Genomic DNA, 24449 nt, shown 5'->3' with positions numbered 1-24449 from the left:
GCCCCGGATGGTAACGAACGCTATATTGAGACAATGTGACGCGGCAATTGCGCGCGCAAGCGCTCACGCGTTGCCGGCGGCCCGGAATTGCGCGCCTGCGCGTTGCAGGTTCTGAGGCAGGCTCATCAGCACCGTCTTGCGGTCCGCGACGGCGGCGTGAAACTGGTCGAGCGCGATGTTGAAGGCGGTGAGCGCTGCTTCCTCGATCGCGCCGTGGTCGAAGCAGCGCAGCGTATCGCGCAGGATGTCGTCCGCTTCGGTCTGCATCTGGTCGAGCTCTTCGGTCGTGTCGCATTTGCGTGCCGCAGCGATCATGTCGAGCAGACGTTCGCGCTGGTGGTTGCTGTTGTCGCGCTCGTCCTTCTTGAGATAGCCGGCGAACCAGGCGCCGATCGAGCCCATGGCGGACAGCGCCATCAGGCTCCACCAGATGTAATCGCTGTACTTGTCGAGGAAGGTCTTCTCCTCGCCATCGACGAAGGCCGCAGCGCCGGGATGCACGGGGATCACCGCATCCTTGTCGGTGTCGGGCGTCTCGATCTTTGCCGCCAGCGGGAACTCGGTCACAAGTTGCTGGCGCACGGCGAAGAGCTGGCGCGTGAATGCCGCAATGGTGCTTTCGGGCACGCCTCTGCGCGCCACGATGTGATGTGAAAAGCTGATGGTCTTGACCTCGTCGTCCGGGCGAGCGGGAGAGCCGCCATAGGCGCCTGCGGGAATCTCGGACGCTTCGTAGACCGGATGGTTTTGCGCGATCGCGTCTGCCGAATCGATGGCGAGGAAGGTAGGGGCGCCGAAATCCCTGGTGGAGGCGGCGATCGCATCCGCCGTAATCTTGCTGTTGACGGGGCCGGCGGCGAGATAGACGTCGGCCTTTTGTGCCTTGATCGCCTCGGCCGCTTCGTTCGCCGGGAATTGAACGATCTCGACCTTGGCGGGATCGACGCCGTATTGCTGGAGGATCACCCTGAGCAAATTGACGTTGGCCTGGGTGCGACCCACCACGCCGACGCGATGACCGGCGAGCTGGGCGATCTTGGTGATCTTCGGACCCCGCTTCTTGCCTTTGCCGGGCACGGACCACAGCACCACGACGTTCTTGCGCAGGGTCGCGACCGCTTGCGCGTTCTTGGGAACGTCGACGTCGCCGCGCACGATAGCGAGATCGACCTTGCCTTCCTTGAGCGCGTCCGCGCTGGCGGTCGCGCCGTCGGTCTGGAAAGGTCGCAGCCGCACCTGGCCCTTGCTCTGCGTAAAGGCCTGCGTCAGCGTCTGAACCACCTTGACGTCGTCGCTGTTGGCGGGCCCCACCGCGATCTTCAGCGTCACCGGGCGCATTGCGAAGTAATAGGCGCCGGCAAGGGCGCCGATGATCGCAAGCACGAGCGCCAGAGACACGAGCGCAGTCTTCCGCACCGCGGATCGCGGCGAAGGCGGAGGGGGCGCTTCGGCCAGGTTCAGTCCCCCGGTCATCGATCTCCCAAACAGGCGCTTCAGGCTCAGTTTCATCTTGGCCGGCGGTCTACGACCGCAATTGTAGCAAATTTCTTGTCCGGCGGGGTTACATCTCCGTCATGGTTAGCGGATGGGGCCAATTCCGTATGAACCCGGGCGTCGGGACGGTGTTAGGGTAAAGTTCCCCTGAACGATGGAGGCGATCATGGCAGAGCGGTTGACGGCTGACGCGCGCAAGCAGGCGCTGGGCGGAATCCCGGGCTGGACCGACGTCCAAGGCCGCGACGCCATTGGGAAGACCTTTGTCTTCAAGGATTTCAACCAGGCTTTCGGCTTCATGACCCGCGCGGCGCTGGTCGCCGAGAAGATGGATCACCATCCCGAATGGCGCAACGTCTACAAGACCGTCGAGGTGGTGCTGTCGACCCATGATGCCGGCGGCGTCACGACGCTCGACATTGAGCTGGCCAAGGCGATGAACGCCATCGCGACCTGACATGGGCTGACGTCTTGCGGCGTCCGGCCTCATCCCCATCTTGTGATCATGGATGTGATGCGGCGGTCCGCCGCCGCGGGCTGAACGGGGAGTTTCGAGATGGCTGCCGAGCACAGCGTCGGCTTCGAGCCGGCCGATCGGCTCGCGGAAGATCGCGAAAGCGTGCGCCGCCGCTTCTGGCGCAAGCTGAAGCGCGTCGCCGCGCAACTGCCGTTCGCGGAAGATCTGCTTGCCGCCTATTACTGCGCGTTCGACCGGCAGACGCCGCGGCACGTCCAGGCCTCCCTGCTCGGCGCCATTGCCTACTTCGTCCTGCCGTTCGACTTCGTCGCTGACGTGATGCCGATGCTCGGCTTCGCGGATGACGCTGCCGTGCTCGCGGCCGCCATCCGCATGGTTGCCGGCCACATCACGAACGAGCACCGCGACGCTGCGCGCGCTGCGCTGAAGCGTGGGGTGGAGGAGGCGGCCGGCACAGCAGAAGTCGCGTAGCCTGCGCGACTTCAACCGCCTGCATCAGTTCACGGATGCAGGATCACTTTGCCCATCGCCTGGCGCCCCGCCAGCACCTTCAGCGCGTCGGCCGTCTGCGCCAGCGGGAAGGTGCGGTCGACATGCGATGAGATCTTTCCTTCCGCGGTCCACTTCACGAGCTTTTCCAGGTTGGCGCGGTTCTTCTCCGGATTCTGCCGGGTCCAGGCGCCCCAGAACACGCCGCGGATGTCGCAGCCTTTCAGCAGCGCGAGGTTCAGCGGCATCTTCGGAATGTCGCCCGCGGCGAAGCCGATCACGAGAAAGCGGCCCTCCCAGGCGATCGAGCGCAGCGCCTGCTCGGCATAGGCACCACCAACCGGATCGAAGATGATGTCGACGCCCTTGCCGCCGGTGAGCTTGCGCAGGCCCTCCTTCAGATCTTCCTTGGCGTAGTTCAGCGTCAGCTCGGCGCCGTGCGCCTTCGCGAATTCGAGCTTCTCGTCCGAGGAGGCGCAAGCGATCACCTTCAGGCCCATCAGCTTGCCGAGCTCGCAGGCGGCAAGGCCCGTGCCACCGGCGGCGCCCAGCACCGCGAGCGTCTCGCCGGGCTTGGGGCTGGCGCGATCTTCCAGCGCATGCAGCGCGGTGCCGTAGATGATGATGATGCCGGCCGCGCGGTCGTAATCGAGATTGTCCGGAATCTTCACGATCGATGCCGCCGGCAATGCGATCTTCTCGCGCGCGCCGTTGTGGCCGCAAGATGCGACCACGCGATCACCGACTTTCAGATCGGTCACGCCCGCGCCGATGCTCTCGATCACGCCCGCGACTTCCGCAGCCGGCGAGAACGGGAACGGCGGCTTGATCTGGTATTTGCCCTGGATCATCAGGAGGTCGAAGAAGTTCAATGCCGCGGCCTTGATCGCGATCACGGCTTCGCCCGGACCTGCCACCGGATCCGGCACCTCCGTCAGCACGAGATCGTCAGGCTGGCAGTATTGCGAGCAGAGGATGGCTTTCATGGCGGCACCTTCTTGAGAAGTAAGTCCTGGGCGTTTCGAGTGAATTATAGTTGGTCCGTTTCTGCCGGATTTGGCGCGCCCCGACAATCCGGTTTCTTTGCCAAAGCGATGCGCCGGCCTATCCTCGCGTCGTTGCGAGCGCAGCGAAGCATCCAGGCTATTTCCGCGGCGCGGACTCCGGACTGCTTGGCTGCAACAGCAATGACGAAATCCGCGGAGAAGGGATTCAAACGATGTTTGAAACGGGCCTGCTGAAGAACAAGCGCATCCTCGTCACCGGCGGCGGTTCGGGCCTTGGTGCCGCGATGGGTCGTCGCTTCCTCGCGCTGGGCGCCGAACTCGTGATCTGCGGCCGCAAGCTCGACCGGCTCGAGGCGACTGCGAGCGAGATGCGCGCGCAGATCGGCGGCAAGGTGAAGACGATCGCCTGCGATATCCGCGATGGTGCCGCGGTCGACGACATGATGGATCAGATCTGGCGCGAGGCGCCGCTCGACATCCTCGTCAACAATGCTGCCGCGACCTTCATTGCGCAGACCGAGCACCTCTCCTTCCGTGCCGCGGACGCCGTCCTGGCGCCGACGCTGCATGGCGCGATGTATTGCACCCTCGCTGCGGGGAGGCGCTGGATCGAGGCCAGGCGTGGCGGTGTCGTGCTGTCGATCCTCTCGACGTCGACCATCACCGGCCGTGCGTTCACCGTGCCGTCGGCCATGGCGAAGTCGGCAGTGCTGGCGATGACCAAGAGCCTTGCGGTGGAGTGGGGGCCGAAGGGCATCCGCACCGTTGCGATCGCGCCGGGTCCGTTTCCGACCGCGGGGGCTACCGGGCAGCTCCGTCCCGAAGGCCGCGACGACAGCTGGACGGCGCGCAACCCGCTGGGCCGCACTGGGGAGCACAGCGAGCTTGGCGATCTCGCCAGCTTCCTGGTCTCCGACCGCGCCGCCTACATCAACGGCGAGATGGTCGTGATCGACGGTGGCGCGCATTTGCGCAGTTCCGGCGCCGAGGATTTGCTCGGCTGGACCGAGGTGCAGTGGACCGAGCAACGCGCCGCGCGATCCAAGGCCTAGCTGCTGCTGGTACCGCTAACTGCCTTCCCAAATTGAGCTTTCCCGGTTATCCCTGCCCGGGGACAAAGCGCTGCCGGGCCATCTTCCAGTCACAATATTGAGGGAACCACTCCAGCATGTGGCGGGTGCTGATTTTAGCTTTGATGACTGTCGTCATGGCCGGGGGAATCGCCGATTCCGCGCGGGCGCAGACGGCGCCCAAGTCTGCTCCAAGAGAGACGGCACCGAAGTCGGCTGCGCCGTCCAATACGACCGCCAAGGCGGCCGCAAAGCCCGAGAGCAAACCGGGCGGGCCACCCGCGGGCGTTGCGGGTGGTGCTGAGCCGACCTTGATCGGGCAGTTCGGCACCTGGGGCGCCTATTCGGCGACGCCCAACGGCAAGAAGGTCTGCTTCGCGCTGGCCAAGCCCTCGTCGTCGAAGACCAATCCGCCGAATCGGCCGCGCGATCCGGCCTACGCCTTCGTCTCGACCCGGCCGGCGGAGAAGGTGAACAACGAAGTCTCGGTCATGATCGGCTACGCGCTGAAGCCGGGCTCCGAATCGACGGTCGAGGTCGGCGGCGCATCCTATGCCATGTACACGCAGGGCGACGGTCTCTGGATCAAGAACGCGGCCGAGGAGGAGCGGATGGTCGAAGCCATGCGCAAATCCGCCGATCTCGTGGTCAAAGGCGTCTCGGCCAAGGGCACGGAGACGACCGACACTTTCTCGCTGAAGGGCCTTTCCCAGGCGCTCGACAAGATCGCGCAGGACTGTCGGCGTTAAGGCTGCGGGCGATAGCACGGTCGCAATCGGCGGGTTCGGTTGCTATATAAGGCCGGTTCCAGATTTTCGCCGTCATGGCCTGGCTTGACCGGGCCGTCCACGCGTTACCGCAATAGAGGAAAGACGTGGATGCCCGGGTCAACCCCGGGCATGACGAGTTCAGACAGCAGTGATCCTAGGCGCTTTGATGCAAACCTCGACCGAGCCGCGCAACGCTATCCTGGTGGAGAAGACTCCGCTCGAAACCTATGTGCCGCCGGCCAAGCCGTCGCTGATCGGCCTGTCGCGCACCGAGCTTGCCGATCGTCTCGGCGAGATCGGCGTCGCACCGGCGCAGCGCAAGATGCGCGTGCAGCAGCTCTGGCACTGGATCTATTTCCGCGGCGCCCAGAGTTTTGAGGAGATGACCTCGATTTCGAAGGGGATCCGCGCCGATCTCGCCCAGCATTTCACCGTCGATCGGCCCGAGGTCGTGGCCGAGCAGATCTCCAACGACGGCACCCGCAAATGGCTGCTGCGCTTGCCGAGCGGCGATTCCGTTCAGAAGGCGCATGAGGTCGAGTGCGTCTACATCCCCGAGACCGACCGCGGCACGCTCTGCGTCTCCTCGCAGGTCGGCTGCACGCTGAACTGTTCCTTCTGCCACACCGGCACGCAGCGCCTGGTGCGCAATCTCACCGCCGGCGAGATCGTCGGACAGGTGATGGTGGCGCGCGATCGCCTCAACGATTGGGCCGATCGCGAGGACGGCACGCGCCGCGTCACCAACATCGTGATGATGGGCATGGGCGAGCCGCTCTACAATTTCGACGCGGTGCGCGATGCGCTGCTCATCGTCGGGGACAACGAGGGCATCGGCATCTCCCGCCGCCGAATCACGCTCTCGACCTCGGGCGTGGTGCCGAACATCGTGCGTGCCGGCGAGGAGATCGGCGTGATGCTGGCGATCTCGCTGCATGCCGTGCGCGACGAGCTGCGCAACGAGCTGGTGCCGCTCAACCGCAAATATCCGATCAAGGAATTGCTGCAGGCCTGCCGCGACTATCCCGGCGCCTCGAACGCCCGCCGCATCACCTTCGAATATGTGATGCTCAAGGGCGTCAACGATTCGCTCGACGATGCCAAGCTGCTGGTGAGGATGCTCAAGGGCATTCCGGCCAAGATCAACCTGATCCCGTTCAATCCCTGGCCCGGCACCGCCTATGAATGCTCCGACTGGGACCAGATCGAGAAGTTCTCCGAATACATCTTCAACGCCGGCTATTCCTCGCCGGTGCGCACCCCGCGCGGCCGCGACATCCTCGCCGCCTGCGGCCAGCTCAAGTCGGAGACCGAGAAGCTCAGCGCGCGCGAGCGCCAGGCGCTGCGAGCCATGGCGATGACGGATTGATGATGGCAATGCCATCAACGTTCGTCATGGCCGGGCTTGACCCGGCCATCCACGTCGGGCCGCGATTGGAAAAGTCGTGGATGCCCGGGTCAAGCCCGGGCATGACGACCGGGGGCCTGGTGACACTGCCGGTCACCAATTCGCTTGCGCCATGTCCCTGATCGGCCGTCTCGTCGTCATCTTCATCGGCTTCCTCGCCGCCTGCTTCGTCGGCGGCATGATCATCGTCGTCGCGCTGCTGTTTCCGGAATTCGCCGATCTGGGCGCAGGTCCCGTCGACCAGGGCACGATCGATGTCCTGCTCGGTTTCGGTTTCATCTTCGTCTCCGGCTTTGCGCTGGTGCCGGCGGCGGTGATCGTCGCGATCACCGAAGCGCTCTACATCCGCAGCGCGCTCGCCTATGCCCTCGGTGGCGGCCTCGTCGGGCTCGCCTGCTATCTCGGTCTCGTCCCCTTCCATGCCGACACGTTCCAGTTCGAGGGCATCGTGCGGCGGCATCTGGAGATCATGACCGGAGCCGGCATCGTCGCCGGCGTGGTCTACTGGTTGATCGCCGGCCGCAACGCCGGCGCCTGGCGCAACCCGCCGCCCCCGCGGAAGCCGCCGCCGCCCTTGCCGTCGAACTCGAGGCCGGATGCGCGATAAGTCGCGCCGCGTCCGGGGTTTTCATCGCCTCCCCACTCCGCTAAACCGCGCGCCATGAACCGGACCGGACTCTTCATCGCCCTGGCGCTGTGGCTCGTGATCGGCGTCGTTTTCGGCCTCTATCCCGAACTCGATCTCAAGCTCGCGGCGCTTTTCTTCGACCCCGCAACCAGGACGTTCCCGCTCAAGCTGAACGGCTGGGCCGGCTTCGCGCGCGATGCGGCGATGTGGATCGCCTGGGCATTCGCCTTGCCCTCGATCGTCGCGCTCGTGGTCAAGATGATCCGGCCCGACCGGCCGATGATGGTGCGGGGCCGAACGGTCGTCTTCCTGCTGGTGACGATGACCATGTCGGCCGGCATCCTGACCAACCTGACGTTCAAGACTTACTGGGGCCGTCCGCGTCCGGTGGTGGTGACCGAGTTTGCCGGCACCCAGCAATTCGTGCCGTGGTGGGATCCCCGCGGCGGCTGCGGACGCAACTGCTCGTTCTTCTCCGGCGAGGGGGCGACGGCATTTTGGACGCTCGCGCCGGCTGCGCTGGCGCCGCCGCCGTGGCGCCCGATCGCCTATGCCGCCGCAGTGGTGTTCGGGGCCTTGACGAGCGGGCTTCGCATGGCCTTCGGTGGCCACTTCTTCACCGACGTTTCCATCGCCGGCCTCGTCACCTTCGTCGTGATCTGGTTCGCCTACGCGCTGATTTACCGCTGGCCGCGGACGAGGTTCTCGGACGAGGCGGTCGACGCCGCCTTGACCCGGCTGAGCTGGCCCGGCTACCGGCTCCGCCAGCGCCTGTTCGGCCGCAAGACCGGTCCCGAGCCCTCGGTTTGAGCCATTAAAGGGATGCCGAGGCGTGCGAAATTTGATATTCGCGCGGCCAAGTTTCGCACCTTCATCAGCCCTTGAGACCCGATTGGAAGCCCCATGACCACGATCCTGAAAAGCCTGCCCAAGGGCGAGAAAGTCGGCATCGCGTTTTCGGGCGGCCTCGACACTTCTGCGGCGCTGCTCTGGATGAAGCAGAAGGGCGCGCGCTGCTACGCCTACACCGCCAATCTCGGCCAGCCTGATGAGGCCGACTACAACGAGATCCCGCGCAAGGCGATGGAATTCGGCGCCGAGAAGGCGCGGCTGGTCGATTGCCGCACTCAGCTCGTCCATGAAGGCATCGCCGCGATCCAGTCCGGCGCCTTTCACATCTCGACCGGCGGCATCACCTATTTCAATACCACGCCACTCGGCCGCGCCGTCACCGGCACGATGCTGGTCGCGGCGATGAAGGAAGACGGCGTCAACATCTGGGGGGATGGCTCGACGTTCAAGGGCAACGACATCGAGCGTTTCTACCGCTATGGCCTGCTCACCAATCCCGGCCTGAAGATCTACAAGCCCTGGCTCGACCAGCAGTTCATCGACGAGCTCGGCGGCCGCGCCGAGATGTCGGCGTTCATGACGGCGCAAGGTTTCGCCTACAAGATGAGCGCCGAGAAGGCGTATTCGACCGACAGCAACCTGCTCGGCGCCACGCACGAGGCCAAGGATCTCGAAAGCCTCGACAGCGGCATCAAGATCGTCAATCCGATCATGGGCGTGCCGTTCTGGCGCGACGACTGCAACGTCAAGGCGGAGAAGGTCGTGGTGCGCTTCGAGGAAGGCCAGCCGACCGCGCTGAACGGCCAGACCTTCACCGATCCCGTGGCGCTGTTTCTCGAAGCCAACGCCATCGGCGGCCGCCACGGCCTCGGCATGAGCGACCAGATCGAGAACCGCATCATCGAAGCCAAGAGCCGCGGCATCTACGAGGCGCCCGGCATGGCGCTGCTCCACGTCGCCTATGAGCGCCTCGTCACCGGCATCCACAACGAGGATACCATCGAGCAGTACCGCATCAGCGGCATGCGCTTGGGCCGCCTGCTCTATCAGGGCCGCTGGTTCGACTCGCAGGCTCTCATGCTGCGCGAGACTGCGCAGCGCTGGGTCGCGCGCGCCGTCACCGGCGAGGTCACGCTGGAGCTGCGCCGCGGCAACGATTATTCGATCCTCAACACCGAGAGCCCGAACCTGACCTACGCGCCGGAGCGGCTCAGCATGGAGAAGGTGGAGGACGCCGCCTTCACGCCGGCCGACCGCATCGGCCAGCTCACCATGCGCAACCTCGACATCGCCGACACCCGCACCAAGCTGAAGCTCTACAGCGAGACCGGCCTGCTCTCGGGCAGCGAAGGCTCGCAGATCTTCCGGCTGGAGAGCGATAGAGGCTGAGACGTCCGGGCCACGCGATGACAGCTTAATGACGGTGTCATTCTCGATCGCTACGCTCCTGTTTCTGTCGGAATGGGTTTCGGAGCATCGCGCATGATCAAGACATCGGCACTCGCCTCCCTCATCGTCCTCGGCTGGACCTCGTCGCTGTCGGCGCAGACCGTCTACCCGATCGATCGTGCCGAGATCCTGGCCGGAGCCAAATTCGACTTCAAGGTCGAGCTTCCCGGCCCGGTCGATGCGACCAAGTTGAAGGTGACGGTGAACGGCGCGGATTTTGCGACGGCCTTCGGCCGTGCCGGGACTTTCATCGAGCGCGAGGATGGCAAGGACCAGTCGGCCCTGATCCTGCGCGACGTCACGCTGGCCAGGTCCGGCAACGTTGTCGTCGACGTCAGCGACGGCACGCGCCAGCGCAGCGTCACATGGACGGTCTACGACACCGGCCCGCGCAAGGCGAAGAATGTCATCCTGTTCATCGGTGACGGCATGTCGCCCGCGCACCGGGTCGCAGCGCGAATCCTCTCCAAGGGAATCTCGGAGGGCAAGAGCCGGGGCAAGCTTGCCATCGACGACATGCCCCATATGGCCCTGGTGGCAACCGCAGGCTCGGATTCGATCATCACCGATTCCGCGAACTCGGCCAGCGCCTATGCGACCGGGCACAAGAGCGCCGTCAACGCCCTCAGCGTCTATGCGGACCGCACTGCAAGCCCGCTCGACGATCCCCGTGTCGAAACCATCGCCAGCCTCGCCAAGAGGCGGCTCGGCATGGCGATCGGCATCGTTACCAATACCGAAATCGAAGACGCAACGCCGGCGGCTATGGTAGCGCACACCCGCCGGCGCGCCGCCTATGACGACATTGTCGAGCAGTTCTTCGACGCGAAGCCGGATGTGCTGATGGGCGGCGGCAGCGCGAACTTTCTGCCGAAGTCGGTCGCCGGCTCGAAACGCAAGGACGAGACCGACTACATCGCGAAGTTTCGCGATGCCGGCTATCAGGTGGCGACCACCGCGAGCGAACTCGGCGCGTCCGCCGCAAGACAGGAGACCAGCAAGCTGCTCGGCCTGTTCGCGACCGGCAACATGGACGGTGTGCTCGACCGCAAATTCCTGAAGGGCGGCGGCGTCAGGAAATTCCCCGAGCAGCCTGATCTCACCGAGCAAGTCCAGGCGGCACTCAACATCCTTTCGAAGAACGAGAACGGTTTCTTCCTGATGGTGGAATCCGGAATGATCGACAAATATGCGCATCTGCTCGACATGGAGCGCGCCGTCTACGACACGATCATGCTCGACAACGCGGTGCGCCAGACGCGCGAATGGGCGCGCGCACGCGGCGACGACACTCTCATCATGGTGGTCGCCGACCACAATCATCCCAACAGCCTTGTCGGGACGGTGAATGACGACATGGGCACCGTGCCCAATGTTCCCTTGCGCGAGCGCGTTGCGGTCTACGACAAGGCCGGATTTCCCAACTATCCGGCGCCGGATGCGGAAGGTTATCCGGCGCGCATCGACGTGAGTCGGCGGCTCGCGATCTTCTCGGCCAGCCTGCCGGATCACTACGAGACGTTCCGTCCGAAACTGGACGGCCCCAACCAGCCGACCATCAAGGCGGGCGACGACGGAACCTTCAAGGCCAACGACAAATACAAGGACGTCCCGGGCGCGGTGCTGCGCCCCGGCAATCTTTCCGCGCTGATCGGCGCCAGCGTGCATTCGGGCGAGGATGTCATCCTGACCGCGACTGGACCGGGCAGCGAGCGCGTGCACGGGTCGATGGACAATACGGAAGTGTTCCGGGTCATGGCCGACGCGTTGGGATTGGCAGCGGGGCAATGAAGCGGAGGATCGACTGCGAATCGCAAGGTCGCACGCCTTCGCAAACGGGCTCAGCAGGGCAGCCCTGGCTCGCTCACGTCACATGCGTTTCACGATGAGAGAGGCGGCGCGAAGATCAGCTTCACACAGCTGCGGAAGAGCAGGATCTGCCGCTCCAGCCGCTTCGGGTCGTTGAGCGTCTTCGACATGATGATCGCGCCGTCGACCACGCACGAGATCATCTCGGCGAGATCGTCGAGGTCGATCGGCTCGCGGGGCCGATGGACGGCAGCGATGCCGTCGAGAATCTCGCGGAAATGCGCATTCCAGCTCCGGACTGATTGTGCGGTCAGATCGCGAACCTCGCGGTCGAACAAGCGCTCCTGATAGCAGATGCTGGCGATCAGGCAGCCGGGGTGGCCGTTCGGCAGATCGGCCATGATTTCGGCGAGCAGTTTCAGCGAGATCAGGAACGATTGCAGCGGGTCGTCGGAGAGCTCGCGTCCCCGCCTGAAGATCTCGTCGAACAGGCGATCATTCGTCTCCACGTAGCGGCGCAGCATCTCCCGTGCGAGCGCGTTCTTGTCCCTGAAGTGATAGAAGAAGCCGCTCTTGGTCAGGCCGGCCTCTGCAATGACCTCGTCGATCGAGGTCGCGCCGAAGCCCTTTGCGAGCACCGCCGCTTCCGCGATCTCGAGAATGCGCTCGCGCGTCGCTTCGCCCTTTCCCATCGATGTCTCCAAAACTGTACCGACGGTGCGGAATCTGGCGCTCGGGGCCAAGCACTGCTCCGAGCGTCTCATGCAAGTATTTGATTTGTCTCCGCTTGCGGGGGGAAGTTCAGCCGCACCGCGAGGCTTCTAGAGCGACGCGACATTATGCGGCACCACATGCCGAGACCAAAGACGGACATGGCGCGACCGAATGAAGAGAGCGAGTCCGTCCAAATGATGGAGCGATCAATGGCCAGATACAGACATGGTCTGCCGCAGCACGGCGGCGGCATTTTCCTGACCGACGGCGGCATGGAGACAACCCTCATCTTCCACCACGGGCTGGAACTGCCCCACTTCGCGGCATTCGTGCTGCTCGACAGCGCGGATGGCCGCGCCCATTTGAGGCAGTACTACGAAGCATATCTGCGGATCGCCAGGCAGCACGGGCTCGGCTTCGTCCTCGACAGTCCGACCTGGCGCGCCAACCCTGATTGGGGCGTCAGGCTCGGCTATGATGCGGCCGGGCTCGAGGCCATCAACATGCGCGCCATCCGCTTCCTCGACGAGTTGCGCGGCGCCTGGGAGTCCCCCCGCATGCCTTGCGTCATCAACGGCGCGATCGGTCCGCGAGGCGACGGCTACAAGGCCGGCAACATGGACGCGGCGGAGGCGGAAGCCTACCACTCGGGCCAGATCGCGGCCTTCAGCGAGGCGGGCGCCGATATGGTGACTGCGTTCACGCTGAACAGCATCAACGAAGCCGTCGGTGTGGTCCGCGCAGCCAAGAGGCAGGATATTCCGGTCGCGATTTCTTTCACGGTCGAGACCGATGGTCGCCTCGTCAGGGGAGAGACACTGCGCGAGGCGATCGAAGCGGTCGACGACGCAACGGAGCGTGCCTGCGAATACTTCCTGATCAATTGTGCGCATCCAACTCACTTCGAGAGTGCAATCGCGACCGGCGAGACGTGGGTCCAGCGCATCCACGGCATCAGAGCCAATGCATCGGTCAAGAGCCATGCCGAGCTCGACGAATCGGAGACCCTCGACAGTGGCGATCCCGCAGATCTCGGCCGCCGTTACCTTTCGCTCAGGCGCGCATTCCCGGGCATGCGGATTCTCGGCGGCTGTTGCGGCACTGATCACCGGCATGTCGCCGCCGTTTGCGAGGCCTGCCTGCCGTCAGACGCGTTGACGGTATGATGCAAGAGAAATGGCCGGGATCGCTCCCGGCCATTTGCGTTTGTGGTCTCCCTCAGCGCGGCGGCGCCGTGCCGGGCGGGGGCGGCGGCAGCGAGGCCGTGCCGCCGTTGAGCAGCGGCGTGATGCGGCGGACCGTGACGCGCCGGTTGATCAGGCTCGGCCCTTGCGTCTGTTCCTTCAGATACTGCTCGCCATAGCCCTGCGACGTCAGGTTCTCGGCAGGCACGCCGAACTGCTGCGTCAGCAATTCGGCTGCGGACTGCGCGCGGCGGTCCGACAATGACAGGTTGTCGACCTCGTTGCCGACCGCATCGGTGTGACCCTCGATCAGGAACACCTCGCGCGGATTGCGCTGGATCGCCTGGTTGAGGCCGTCCGCGATCACCTGCAGCCGGGCCGCCTGGTCCGGCGGGATCGTCCACGATCCAGTCTCGAAGTTGATCGTGTTGACGTCGATGCTGGGCATCTGCATGCGAACATTGGGGCTGTAGCGGATCTCGTCGAGCGAGTAGCGCCGATCGATCCGCTGCACCGGCGGTGCCTGCATGGTCGCGTAGATCACGTCTGGCGATGCGTCCTCAGCGCTGACGATGTAGCGATCATAGGGCATGTTCACGACCGGCGGCGGCAGGTCCACATAGAAGCCGCCGACGGCACGCGGATCGCGGTAGCTGTTGTCGATGATGACGATCTCGCGCCCGCGGGGGTCCCTGCGGATACGCCGCAGCAGCCGGCCATCGGCGCCGACTACGGTGATGATCTCGCTGCCGTCAGGACGAATCACGACCGTGCGGGTCTCGCCGCCCACGGTGTCGGTGCGGATGTCGCGGGCACCATAGCGGAAGCGATAGAGATCGTTGCCGCGGACATAGGCCTGCCCGCCCGGGTCGCGGATGATGATGCGGTCCGGCTCTGTGTAGATCGTGCGGCCGCCTTCGACGGTCTCGCGTCGCTGGTTGTGGAGGTCGGCGATGGTCGCGCCGATGACGGCGCCGGCTACCACGCCTGCACCGACCGCGAGCGGGGTCAGGTCACGCTGCGGCGGGCGCGGCGGCGGCGGCAACGGGGCCGAGATCGTCGGCGCGGCGCGGAAGGCTGGCTTCACCGTGGGTGGCGCGTATTGCGCTCTGTCGGGCGGCGGCGCTGCGGCTGGCGTGCCGGGCACCACGGTCGGCGCTGCAGCGCCGGCGGGAGGTGCCGGCGGCCTGGTCGGGGTTGCGGCTGCGGGCGCGCCGGCAGGCGGCGTGCCGCCCTGCTGCCCAGGGGTTGGCGTCGCCGTTGGGCTCGGGGTCGCCGTCGGGGCTGGAGTTGCGGTCGGAGCTGGGGTCGCGCCAGGCGCCGGTGTCGCCGAACCCGGGCGTCCGGGCGGCGGCGTCGGAGTGCCAGTCGGAGCTGGCGTCGCGGTTGGGGTCGGCGTGGCACCCGCTGCCGGTGATCCTGCCGGCGGAGGCGCGCCGGGGCGCCCGGGCGGCGGTGTGCCGGGGCGGCCGGCTGGCGGCACGCCAGGCGTGCTGCCCGGAGCAGGCGTCGCTGTCGGTGCAGGTGTGGCGGTCGGAGCGGGTGTGGCGGTCGGAGCAGGGGTACCTGGCCGGGCCGGCGGCGCTGCGGGCGCTGGCGTTGGTGTCGCGCTGGGTGCCGGCGCCGGGCGGCCCTGAGGACCTGCTGCGGGAGGCGGGGCCGGTGGCGTCGGAGCCGGGCGAGCGCCGGACGGTGCCGGAGGCGGCGTTGCCGGCGCGCGCTGCTGCGGAGCCGCTGCAGGAGGCGGTGCTGACGGCGAGGGCGCCGCGCGCGGGGCAGGCGGTGCGGGAGGCGGCGGTGTCGGGGCGCGCTGCTGCGGGGCCGCGGCCGGCGGCGGCGAAGGCTGTTTGGGAGCGGCCGGGGGTGGCGGTGGCGGCGGTGGAGCCGGACGGGCCGCGGGTGGAGGCGGAGGTGGCGGTGGCGCCGCAGGGCGCGCCGGTGCCGCTGCCGGCGGAGGTGCGGCGGGCGGTGCAGCCGCCGGCGGCGGTGCGGCCGGGCGCGCGGGTGCTGCGGGCGGCGCGGCCGCCGGCGGTCCCTTCGGCGGCTGCTTCGGCCTCCCGTCAGGCCCGGCCTCCGGCTGGGCCTGTGCGAGCACGAGCGGCGGCGCACTTTGCGCATGCGATGCGGAGCTTGCCAATTGCATCGCGGTCAGCGCCGTCGTTGCAAGCAGCACGAAACGAAGGTTGGTCATGGTGGTGAACTTCCCCGGAAGGTTCTTTGACGAAGTGTTGGGATGAACAGCTAGGCGTTAGGCCGCATTGTGGCGGGTGGTGTCGTCGCGGCCGAATTTATTTCTGCACCGAAATCATCCCACTACGGCAACGTTCATTGCGCATTCAGACCCTGCTTGCAATCGCCTCACATGCGATGAGCCAGCCTCAAGCGTAACCGCGCGACGAACTCGCGTCCGTCGCAGGGTTCGGCGTCAGCGGTCCATTCGGACCGCGCGATGGAATCTCTTCGGGCACGCGGCCCGGCAATTCGTCGGGGCTCGGTGATTCGCCCGGCTCGCGGACCGGCGGTGTGATTTCGGGCTGCGGATTGCCGGGCGGGACTCCGAGCGGCGGCTCGGTCGGCGTGCCTGGTGTCGAGGGTGGAATCTCGGGCGGTTCAATCGGCATCACATCGAGACCTTGCGGTTCTCGCCGAGATCGGGGCGCGTATTCGTGACTGCCGCGGCCGCCATCTTCACATAGGAGATCACCGTCCCCGGCGAGTCCCAGAATTCGGCGTCATCAGGCGTGATCTTGAGCACGCGGATGTTGGGATCTTCCGCGGAGTCCCACCATGCCTTGGCGGGTGTCGAGAACAGCTCCTTGATCTTGGCACGGTCGTTGGAGATGACGGCGGTGCCCGTCAGGGAAACGTACTTCTGGCTGCCGGCATCGGCGAACGACAGGTTGATCGACGGATCGCGCGCGATTTCCTCGTCCTTGTGATTGCGCGCATCGGTCAGGAAGAAGATCGTGTTCGCGGCGCGATCGAGATAGGCGCTCATGGGCCGGGCACGGAGCTTGCCGCCGTCGCGTGTGACAAGCATTGCGAATCCGATTGTCTTCATCAGGTCCCAGACGCGATCGACGTCGCCGGCATTGTCGTTGGCCATGTCGTGCTCCTTGCTGGAAGGAACAATAACGACCTGCCGGGAACGATGTTCCCCTGGGAATCCTCGCTATTCCGGCGCGTGGCAGACGGCCTCGATGTTGTGGCCATCAGGGTCGAGCACGAATGCGCCATAATAGTCCGCATGGTAATGTGGGCGGATGCCGGGCGGACCATTGTCGCGGCCGCCGGCCGCGATGGCCGCGTTGTAGAACGCATCCACTGTAGCGCGGTCCTTGGCGCGAAGCGCGATATGCACCGGCTTGTTCATGGCGCCGTCTCCGCCGAACCAGAAGTCCGGCTTGCCGTCCGCTCCGAAACCTGCGGCTGCGGCGTGACCGGTCTGCTCCGCCGTCACTTCCATGATTAGCCCATAGCCGAGTGGGGCCAGCGCCTTCGCATAGAACGCTTTTGCGCGTTCATAGTCGGAGACCGAGATGCCCAAATGGTCGATCATCGCAACCTCTTTTGTTTGCCCTCGTCAGCGCGACAGGAACGTATTGCTTCGTGTCTTGCGCGCGATCGTAAAGCCGCGCGCGACCATGTCGGCAATACAATCCTGCTGCCATTCGTTTTGTGACAGATGCTCGATCACGACAGCGCGTGGCCACAGCGATGGCGGCGCGTCGCGGAAGAATCCGATCAGCACGCGGTCCTCGAATCCCTCGACGTCGATCTTGAGCGAATCGACCTGCGTAACGCCGGCCTCGCCGAGGATGCGCGTCAGCCGCAGCGACGGGACTTTGATCGCGTCGGTGCTCGCGGTGCCGGTAACGACATGCGTGGCGCCGAGATTGCCGCCGCCGCTCTCGATCATCAGCTCGCCATCTTTGTCGCCCGCGGCCGCCTGCACCAGGCGCACCTGCGCCGCTTTCGATGCGGACTGGTTGAACGAGAGCCGTGCGAACGTCAGCGGGTGCGGCTCGATCGCGACCACCTTACCCGTGGGCCCGACCTGCCGCGCCATCACCAGCGCAAAGGTGCCGACATTGGCGCCGACATCGACGAACACGCCGCCGCCGGACGTGTGCTGGCGCAGGAAATCCAGCTCGTCGAGATTGTACTCGGGATTGAATAGCGCGCCGCGCTCGGTCGCGCTGCCCTGATGATAGAACCGGAAAGAGGCGCCCTGATATTGCACGTCCACAGGGCCGCTGCGCACGAGGTTCACCAGCCGCGACATCCAGGGCCGGAAGGCGCCGCGCTTCAGTCGCGATCGTTGAGCGAGGCGGATGATCGCCGCCTGCGCCGCATTCGGCGCAAACGTGCCGAACGGCGCGGACGAAGAATTGTTGTCGGTCGTCAAACAGGCGGTCCTCATTGCAAGCGGCGCATGCATAGCCGGTTTTGCGAGGGGCCACAATTTCAGTGTCGGTCGGGACGCGAACCGAGCCCCGGGACGAGGGCGAGAAAGGCCCCCGGCATGGTGCGATGCGCGACGCCGACGATGGGTGCCTTCGGCAGCGCATCGGTGGCCCAGGAGCGCGTCCTCGGATAGTCCTTGCGCGCCTGCGGTCCGTTTGTGCATGAGCGGGCAACGCGAAGGGAACTCAGTCGGTCCGCCCGCGAGTTCCCCAGGGCACACCTATTCGGCGGCGCCGTCGCGCACGCGCCCCAGCCGCGCCGCGTGGTGCAGAACGCGCGACAATTCCTCGATCGAATAGGGCTTTTGCACGAGGTCGCAGCCGGCAGTGCCCTCTTGTGAAAGGGCCTGACTGTAGCCGGTGGTCAGCACGACGGGGACGCCGATGCCGCGGTCGCGAACTGCCTTCGCCAGGTCGAGTCCGGTCATCCCGGGCAGCGCCACGTCCGAGAACACGACGTCAAAGCGGTCCGCGTCCATGACGAGCTCGGCGAGTGCGTCGTTTGCATTGTCGACCAGCGTAATGCTGTAGCCGAGTTCGGTAAGGCCATCGGCGGCGAAATTGGCGAGCTCGATATTGTCCTCCACCACCAGTACGGACATGCCGCTGCCGGCTACCGCCGGCGCTGTGTGGGGCGCCTGCTGTTGCGGCAGCAGGTCAGGCGACACGCGCGGCAGATACAGCGAGAAGGCGCTGCCGCGCCCCACCTCGCTCGCCACGGTCACTTCGCCGCCGGACTGCCGGGCGAAGCCGAACACCTGGGACAGGCCGAGACCGGTGCCGTGGCCGACCTGCTTGGTGGTGAAGAACGGCTCGAAGATGCGCCCGAGCCTGGCTGCGGGAATGCCGACGCCGGTGTCGCTCACGGTCACGCAGACGAAGCCATGGTCCGCCAAGGCCTGGTTCGCCGAAAGCTGCGGCAGCGTCTGCGGAACGGTTGTCGTTGGCTCGACCCTGAAGACGATTCTGCCCTTGCCCTGCATGGCATCGCGCGCATTGGTCGCCATGTTGATCAGCGCGGTCTCGAATTGGCCGGCATCGGCATTGACGAGGCAAGGCTCCGCCGGCAGCCGCATCACGATTTCGATCGCAGAACCTAGCAGCGTGGCGAGCATGTCGTGCAGCGAGTGCACGCGCGCCCCGACGTCGAACACCTCCGGTTTGAGGGTCTGGCGCCGCGCAAAGGCGAGCAGCTGCGAGGTCAGCTTGGCCGCGCGCGCGACCGAGTCCGCAATGGCCGTGATGTAGCGCTGTCGCCGCTCCTCCGTCAGTTGCGGCCGGTTCAAGAGATCGACCGAAGCGCGGATCACCGTCAGGAGATTGTTGAAGTCGTGCGCGACACCGCCGGTGAGCTGCCCGAGCGCCTCCAGGCGCTGGCTGTGCTTGAGCGCCTCCTCGGCCTCGCGGCGCGCGGCGGCTTCGGCATGAAGATGCTGGGTGCGGCGGAAGGCGAAGGCGAGCAGCAGGAACAGCAGCGCGGTGGCGGGAATGCCGAACACCAGATGCTGGCCGATGGTGGCGAGCCAGCGCGCGCGGATCGCCGAGGTCTCGAGCCCGGCACTGACATAGATCGGATAATCGGTGATGCGTCGGTAGCCGATGCGGCGTTCGATCCCGTCCGGCGGCCAAACGATCGTCATCAGCCCATGCTCGGGGCTCGACGCAATCTTTTGGCCGACCGGGCCGCCCGGATCAAGCCGCAGGTCGCGGTCGAGCCGCGGGAAATGCGCAAGCACGGCGCCGTCGGCGCGTCCCATTGCGAAGAAGCTGCCGGGGTCGGAGCCGATCCTGGCGTAGAAGCTCTCGAAGTATTCCGGCAGGACAGAGGCCTGGATCACGCCGATGAAATTGCCGTCGTCGGAATCGCGGCGGCGGCTCACCCCGAAGAAGCGCGCGCCCTGATAGGGTGGACGCGGCGCCAGGGCCGTGCCGATGAACGTGCCGATGCTCTGGTCGACATGGGCATAGAAATAGTCACGGTCGGCAAAGCCCAGGTCCGGCGGCGGCGAGGCGAGGCTGTTGACCAGCGCCTTTCCATCCGCGTCGAAAATCCATGCCGATTTGAGCTGCGGCAGCGAATCGGCCAGGCGCTTCAGGCGAAGATGCAGCGTCGGCTCGCGCGCGCGGATGACGTCGTCGGAAAGGCCGCGCACGACCTCGTTGAGTTCGGCGAGGCTGCGGTCGATCGTCTCGAACACCTTGAGTGCGTGCTCATGCGCGACGTCGAGCGTGCGCTCGATCTCGCGGTCGGCGATGTCTGTGGTCGAGGTGTAGGAAATCGCGGAAGTGATCGCGAACAGCGCAACCGGAAGCGCCAGGGATGCAGCCATCATCCACTGCAGCAGTCTGAGCGATTTGCGTTGCGCGCCCTGCACGGCTCCTGTCCCTGACCGCGAGCTTAGCTGAATTTCGCGCAAAGAAGGAAGCCGATTATCGCTGGAACCCGTGGTTGTATCGTGATGAGATCACGCGCGCGGGCGTCCTGCAGCGCCATGTCGCGCTGCCCGGCAGGCCCCTCGATTCTTGGTTCGAGGGGCCAATGACACGAGCCAGCACTTTGGCTGTCGCTCTCGAGGGCGGCGGTTCAGATGCCGTGCTCGCTGCGCATCGCACGGGCAGCCTTCTCGCCAATGATGACGCAAGGCGCCATCGTGTTCCCGGTGGTGATCCGCGGCATCACGGAGCCGTCGGCGATGCGCAAGCGGTCGATGCCGTAGACCTTCAGCCTGCTGTCGACCACGGACATGGCATCGCGTCCCATCTTTGCCGTGCATGTCTGGTGCCAGTAGGTTACGGCGGAGTCGCGCACGAAACGCTCCATCCCGGCAGCGCCGAGAGGGCCGGGCAGACTTTCGCGCGCGACCAGCGGCTCGAAGGCGCGGGTATTGCCGAGCGTACGGCAAAGATCGACGCAGGCGACTGCCGTCGTCACATCGTCAGGATGCGACAGCATGTTGGCTTCGATCTGCGGCAGTGCAAGCGGCTCGGCGCTTCGAAGCCTCACCCTGCCTCGGCTCTTCGGCAAGGCAAGGCCGGCGAACATCGTCCAGCCATGGGCCGGCGCCCGCCCTGCCGTCTCACGGCTCGGCACCGGAAACTCGACTTGGCAGAACAGCAGGTCGGGAGTCTTGAGCGTGGAACGGGATTTCCAGTACAGGGTCGCCGCATTGCCGGTGTTGCGCGGCGCGATCGGCTCTCGATACTCCCAAATGCATCCGAACGACACGTGATCCTGCAGGTTCTGTCCGACACCGGGCAGATGCTGGACCAAAGATATGTCAAGTCTTCCAAGCTCCTTCTCATCGCCGATGCCGGAGCGCATCAGCACTGACGGCGTCTGGATCGCCCCGAGCGCGAGCACGACTTCCCGGCTCGCATTGATCCGCAAGGGACGGCCGTGACGTATCGCCTCGACGCCGACGGCCCTCCCGCGCTCGAGCAGGATGCGTGAGACGTGCGTGCCGGTGAGCAGAGTGAGATTGGGCCGATCGAGAAATGGATAAGTATAGGCGCGGAAGATGGAGTTGCGCCTGCCGTTACGGACAAGGATGTCCGTGACTGCGCAGCCGCCTTCGCCCTCCATCATCTCGCCGTTGGGGCTTTCGAAAGTCGGAATACCGATCTCCCTCGCCGCGGCGAGCATGGCCAACGCGGCCGGCCCGGGATCCGGTGACGGCTGCACGAAGACGGGCCCGCCGGTGCCGCGGTGGCGCGGATCAGGCGGTCCTTGCCAGTTCTCGATGTCCCGGAAGGTTGTCGAGACCGCATCGTAGCCCCAGGATTGATCGCCGGTTTCGTCGGCGAAGAAATCCCAGTCGCTGCGATGGCCGCGCGCCCACAGCATCACGTTGATACTCGATCCGCCGCCGAGAACCTTGCCCATCGACATCGCTAGCGCTCGCCCGTTCAAGTGCGGGTTGGGCTCTGCGACAAAGCCCCAGTCCGTCGCGCTGCCGAGATTGCCGGGCCACGCCGCCGGGTCCATGACGGTCGGCACGTCGTCGCTGCCCCCCGCTTCGATCAGCAGGACCGTGACCGCCGGATTTTCGGCAAGGCGGCGTGCGACGACCGAGCCGGAGCTGCCGGCGCCACAGACGATGAAATCGTAGCTGCCGCGAGAATCTTCGTTGAGCCGGCGCTGGTTGGCGGCAACGCGGTCCGCGAATTCCGGCAGGTCGGAGGGCAGGAAGTCGTTCATGGTCATACTCCGGTGAAGCTGGCGATCCGGCCCGTGCGACGTTCCGGGCGGATGCCGTTGAGTGAAGGAAAGGGGGCTAGCGCCGGCGAGACGGCCGGCAAGGGCGCCAGGGATCGGACCGTTGCTGCAGTTTGGATCGCGTGGGATGCCTGACCGAGCCAGGGTTCGGATCGGCTGCTGGAGGCTCGTGGGCTTGGCTGGAAGGGGGCGGTCCAGAACATGATCTCCTCCATTCAAGCGGGCGCCTCCGGGCAGCTCGCATATGCCAAGCGGCCCGAAGACAGTTTATCAGATCTATCAAATCTATCAGAATCATCGAATTTATCAAAATAGCACTGAAGTCCCCTTGTCAACACAGGCGGGAGCACGACATTGTGAGGTCTGGGGCAAGGCCGGCCGGCACGCGGCCGGGGGCAAGATGGACAGCATGGCCAAGGAAATTCTGACAACGGCGGACGCTGCCAAGATCCTGGGCGTCTCGATCCGCACGGCGCAGCTTCTGATCGAAGGCGGATCGATCCCGTCCTGGAAAACGCCGGGAGGCCATCGCCGGGTCTACCGCCGCGACGTTCTGGGGCTGATCTCCGGTCCCGGCGCGTTACCGCCCCTTGCCTCCGCGCGGGTGGTCGTCATTGCGCGCCCGGAACGCATCGTTGATTACGAAGCAGCGCTGGCCAACGTGAAGGCCTGTGTCGTCGAAAGCTACTCGGATCCCTACGCGGCGCTGCTCGCGATAGGCACCCGGTTGCCGGCCGCAGTCGTGGTCGAAGCCGAGGCATCGGGCGCGAGCAGACGGGCCATGCTGGAGAGCCTGCGCGGCGATCCTGCGCTGGGACGCACCAAAATCCTGGTTGTCGGGGCTTCGGCGGCAGATCGGACGGTCGACGGGATCGGACCTGACATCAGAACGACAGTGTTCGTCGACGGATTGCCGGCGTTGCCCGAAGCGATCGACACCATTTTCAGAGCCGCCATCGAGCACCCGGCTCCGTTCGAGACGCCGCCCTCGTTTCCCTTTCCGGACAATGAGGGCGAGCGGCTTCTCGCGCTCGAACGCTCCGGTCTGATCGACACGCCGCCGGAGGATTCGTTCGACCGCCTGACCTGGCTGGCGGCGCGCAGCCTCGACGCTCCCGTCGCGCTCTTGACGCTGCTGACTCCAAACCGGCAATGGTTCAAGTCGCGCTATGGACTCGACATGTCCGATACGCCGCGCGACTGGGCGTTCTGCAACTACACCATCTTGCAGAAGGGCGTCATGGTCGCCGAGAACCTCGCGACTGACCCGCGCTTCTCGGAAAATCCCGCCGTGTTGGGCGAACTGGGATTTCGGTTCTACGCTGGCTGCCCGGTGAGCGATCCCGACGGCTTCACACTGGGCTCACTCTGCGTGATCGACACCCGGCCACGCACGCTGGACGATACCCAGAAGCAGACACTTGCCAATCTCGCCGCGCTCGCCTCGGACGAGATCAAGCTGCGCGCAACGGACCGCCAATTGCGCTGGGCAATCGATCAAGGAGTTTCAAAAGCGGGCGTGGCAGTAGCGCAGCCCCCGCTTGGTACCAAGCGTCTCGCGGAGCATCACTAGACCAGGGCCGCCGCGAGACGAGGTGCGTCCCAGACGCAATCAGATCTGCCGCTCGACCATCTTGAGCTTGAGCTCGGCGATGGCTTCGGCCGGGTTCAGCCCCTTCGGGCAGGCCTTGGCGCAGTTCATGATGGTGTGGCAGCGGTAGAGGCGGAACGGGTCCTCCAGATTATCGAGCCGCTCGCCGGTGGCCTCATCGCGCGAATCCGACACCCAGCGGTTGGCCTGCAGCAGCGCGGCAGGGCCGAGATAGCGCTCGCTGTTCCACCAATAGCTCGGGCAGGAAGTCGAGCAGCAGGCGCAGAGGATGCACTCGTAGAGCCCGTCGAGCTTCTCGCGATCCTCGTGGCTCTGGCGCCATTCCTTCTGCGGCGTCGGCGAGGTCGTCTTCAGCCAGGGCTCGACCGAGGCGTACTGGGCGTAGAAGTTGGTGAGGTCGGGGACGAGGTCCTTCACCACCGGCTGGTGCGGCAGCGGGTTGACCTTCACCGCGCCGTCCTTCACCTCGTGCATCGACTTGGTGCAGGCCAGCGTGTTCTGGCCGTCGATGTTCATGGCGCAGGAGCCGCAGACGCCTTCACGGCAGGAGCGGCGGAAGGTCAGCGACGGATCGATATGGTTCTTGATCCAGATGAGGCCGTCCAGCACCATCGGGCCGCAATCGTTGGTGTCGACGTAATAGGTGTCGACGCTCGGATTCTTGCCGTCATCGGGATTCCACCGATAGACCTTGAACTCGCGAAGCTCGGCCGCGCCCGCGGGCTTCGGCCAGGTCTTGCCGCCTGAAATCTTGGAATTCTTTGGAAGTGCGAATTCAACCATAAGTCCTGCCTCTGGTTTTC

At 65.5% G+C, this 24449-nt stretch carries 22 protein-coding genes; 11 read left to right on the top strand and 11 right to left on the bottom strand.

Annotated features, from left to right (window positions below; all coding sequences use genetic code 11):
* Nucleotides 1-63: 63 nt before the first annotated feature.
* Complete coding sequence (locus K408_RS0110755; RefSeq protein ID WP_024338785.1) at nucleotides 64-1509, bottom strand: TAXI family TRAP transporter solute-binding subunit; 1446 nt, start codon at nucleotides 1507-1509, stop codon at nucleotides 64-66.
* 151 nt (nucleotides 1510-1660) lie between these two features.
* Here K408_RS0110755 and K408_RS0110750 point away from each other — a divergent pair, with 151 nt between their 5' ends.
* A complete protein-coding gene (locus K408_RS0110750) occupies nucleotides 1661-1951 on the top strand; it encodes a 4a-hydroxytetrahydrobiopterin dehydratase (protein WP_024338786.1) in 291 nt (96 codons plus the stop codon).
* A 99-nt stretch (nucleotides 1952-2050) separates the two neighbouring features.
* The gene (locus K408_RS0110745; protein WP_024338787.1) at nucleotides 2051-2443 is read left to right on the top strand and encodes a YkvA family protein; all 393 of its coding nucleotides are present in this window, start codon (nucleotides 2051-2053) and stop codon (nucleotides 2441-2443) included.
* A 29-nt stretch (nucleotides 2444-2472) separates the two neighbouring features.
* Here the strand turns inward: K408_RS0110745 and K408_RS0110740 are convergent, their stop codons facing one another.
* A complete protein-coding gene (locus K408_RS0110740; RefSeq protein WP_024338788.1) occupies nucleotides 2473-3447 on the bottom strand; it encodes an NADPH:quinone oxidoreductase family protein in 975 nt (324 codons plus the stop codon).
* 233 nt (nucleotides 3448-3680) lie between these two features.
* Between K408_RS0110740 and K408_RS0110735 the strand changes: the two genes are divergently transcribed.
* From K408_RS0110735 to K408_RS0110705, 7 genes are all read left to right on the top strand, one after another.
* A complete protein-coding gene (locus K408_RS0110735) occupies nucleotides 3681-4520 on the top strand; it encodes an SDR family oxidoreductase (protein ID WP_024338789.1) in 840 nt (279 codons plus the stop codon).
* Between the two features lie 116 nt (nucleotides 4521-4636).
* Nucleotides 4637-5287 carry an invasion associated locus B family protein gene (locus K408_RS0110730; RefSeq protein ID WP_024338790.1) on the top strand — a complete coding sequence of 217 codons (651 nt, stop codon included), beginning with the start codon at nucleotides 4637-4639 and terminating at the stop codon, nucleotides 5285-5287.
* Between the two features lie 187 nt (nucleotides 5288-5474).
* A complete protein-coding gene (rlmN, locus tag K408_RS0110725) occupies nucleotides 5475-6677 on the top strand; it encodes a dual-specificity RNA methyltransferase RlmN (protein ID WP_024338791.1) in 1203 nt (400 codons plus the stop codon).
* Nucleotides 6678-6828: 151 nt separating this feature from the next.
* Nucleotides 6829-7323, top strand: coding sequence for a hypothetical protein (locus K408_RS0110720; protein WP_024338792.1), 495 nt, complete (start codon nucleotides 6829-6831; stop codon nucleotides 7321-7323).
* A 54-nt stretch (nucleotides 7324-7377) separates the two neighbouring features.
* A complete protein-coding gene (locus K408_RS0110715; protein ID WP_024338793.1) occupies nucleotides 7378-8154 on the top strand; it encodes a phosphatase PAP2 family protein in 777 nt (258 codons plus the stop codon).
* Between the two features lie 93 nt (nucleotides 8155-8247).
* Nucleotides 8248-9585 (top strand): argininosuccinate synthase, encoded by a 1338-nt coding sequence (gene argG, locus K408_RS0110710; RefSeq protein ID WP_024338794.1) that lies wholly within the window; start codon nucleotides 8248-8250, stop codon nucleotides 9583-9585.
* 93 nt (nucleotides 9586-9678) lie between these two features.
* On the top strand, nucleotides 9679-11436 hold the full coding sequence (locus K408_RS0110705; RefSeq protein WP_024338795.1) for an alkaline phosphatase: 1758 nt from the start codon (nucleotides 9679-9681) through the stop codon (nucleotides 11434-11436).
* An 89-nt stretch (nucleotides 11437-11525) separates the two neighbouring features.
* On the opposite strand, the gene K408_RS0110700 is transcribed toward K408_RS0110705, so the two are convergent.
* Nucleotides 11526-12146: a TetR/AcrR family transcriptional regulator gene (locus K408_RS0110700; RefSeq protein WP_024338796.1), complete on the bottom strand. Its 621-nt coding sequence runs from the start codon at nucleotides 12144-12146 to the stop codon at nucleotides 11526-11528.
* 231 nt (nucleotides 12147-12377) lie between these two features.
* Here K408_RS0110700 and K408_RS0110695 point away from each other — a divergent pair, with 231 nt between their 5' ends.
* Nucleotides 12378-13334 carry a homocysteine S-methyltransferase family protein gene (locus tag K408_RS0110695; protein ID WP_024338797.1) on the top strand — a complete coding sequence of 319 codons (957 nt, stop codon included), beginning with the start codon at nucleotides 12378-12380 and terminating at the stop codon, nucleotides 13332-13334.
* Between the two features lie 52 nt (nucleotides 13335-13386).
* Here the strand turns inward: K408_RS0110695 and K408_RS40720 are convergent, their stop codons facing one another.
* The 7 genes from K408_RS40720 to K408_RS0110655 all read right to left on the bottom strand — a co-directional run bounded on the left by K408_RS40720 (nucleotide 13387) and on the right by K408_RS0110655 (nucleotide 22016).
* The gene (locus tag K408_RS40720) at nucleotides 13387-15543 is read right to left on the bottom strand and encodes an OmpA family protein (RefSeq protein WP_024338798.1); all 2157 of its coding nucleotides are present in this window, start codon (nucleotides 15541-15543) and stop codon (nucleotides 13387-13389) included.
* Nucleotides 15544-15730: 187 nt separating this feature from the next.
* Entirely contained in the window at nucleotides 15731-15973 is a 243-nt protein-coding gene (locus tag K408_RS0110680) for a hypothetical protein (protein WP_024338799.1), read from the bottom strand.
* Complete coding sequence (locus K408_RS0110675) at nucleotides 15973-16458, bottom strand: pyridoxamine 5'-phosphate oxidase family protein (protein ID WP_024338800.1); 486 nt, start codon at nucleotides 16456-16458, stop codon at nucleotides 15973-15975. Before K408_RS0110675 ends, K408_RS0110680 begins: the two co-directional genes overlap by 1 nt.
* Before the next feature lie 66 nt (nucleotides 16459-16524).
* Nucleotides 16525-16911, bottom strand: coding sequence for a VOC family protein (locus tag K408_RS0110670; protein WP_024338801.1), 387 nt, complete (start codon nucleotides 16909-16911; stop codon nucleotides 16525-16527).
* Between the two features lie 24 nt (nucleotides 16912-16935).
* Nucleotides 16936-17760: an FkbM family methyltransferase gene (locus tag K408_RS0110665; RefSeq protein WP_024338802.1), complete on the bottom strand. Its 825-nt coding sequence runs from the start codon at nucleotides 17758-17760 to the stop codon at nucleotides 16936-16938.
* 279 nt (nucleotides 17761-18039) lie between these two features.
* Nucleotides 18040-20193, bottom strand: coding sequence for a hybrid sensor histidine kinase/response regulator (locus K408_RS0110660; protein ID WP_024338803.1), 2154 nt, complete (start codon nucleotides 20191-20193; stop codon nucleotides 18040-18042).
* Nucleotides 20194-20402: 209 nt separating this feature from the next.
* A complete protein-coding gene (locus K408_RS0110655) occupies nucleotides 20403-22016 on the bottom strand; it encodes a GMC family oxidoreductase (protein WP_024338804.1) in 1614 nt (537 codons plus the stop codon).
* Between the two features lie 427 nt (nucleotides 22017-22443).
* Here K408_RS0110655 and K408_RS0110650 point away from each other — a divergent pair, with 427 nt between their 5' ends.
* Nucleotides 22444-23607 carry a GAF domain-containing protein gene (locus tag K408_RS0110650; protein WP_024338805.1) on the top strand — a complete coding sequence of 388 codons (1164 nt, stop codon included), beginning with the start codon at nucleotides 22444-22446 and terminating at the stop codon, nucleotides 23605-23607.
* Nucleotides 23608-23646: 39 nt separating this feature from the next.
* Here K408_RS0110650 and K408_RS0110645 read toward each other — a convergent pair whose 3' ends face one another.
* The gene (locus K408_RS0110645; protein WP_024338806.1) at nucleotides 23647-24429 is read right to left on the bottom strand and encodes a succinate dehydrogenase iron-sulfur subunit; all 783 of its coding nucleotides are present in this window, start codon (nucleotides 24427-24429) and stop codon (nucleotides 23647-23649) included.
* Nucleotides 24430-24449: the final 20 nt, after the last annotated feature.

Origin of the sequence: Bradyrhizobium sp. in8p8 (assembly GCF_000426845.1) — a bacterium.
GTDB classification, from domain to species: Bacteria; Pseudomonadota; Alphaproteobacteria; order Rhizobiales; family Xanthobacteraceae; genus Bradyrhizobium; species Bradyrhizobium japonicum_C.
The sequence above is the reverse complement of the archived record's forward strand: the minus strand, read 5'-3'. Positions and strand labels throughout refer to the sequence as shown.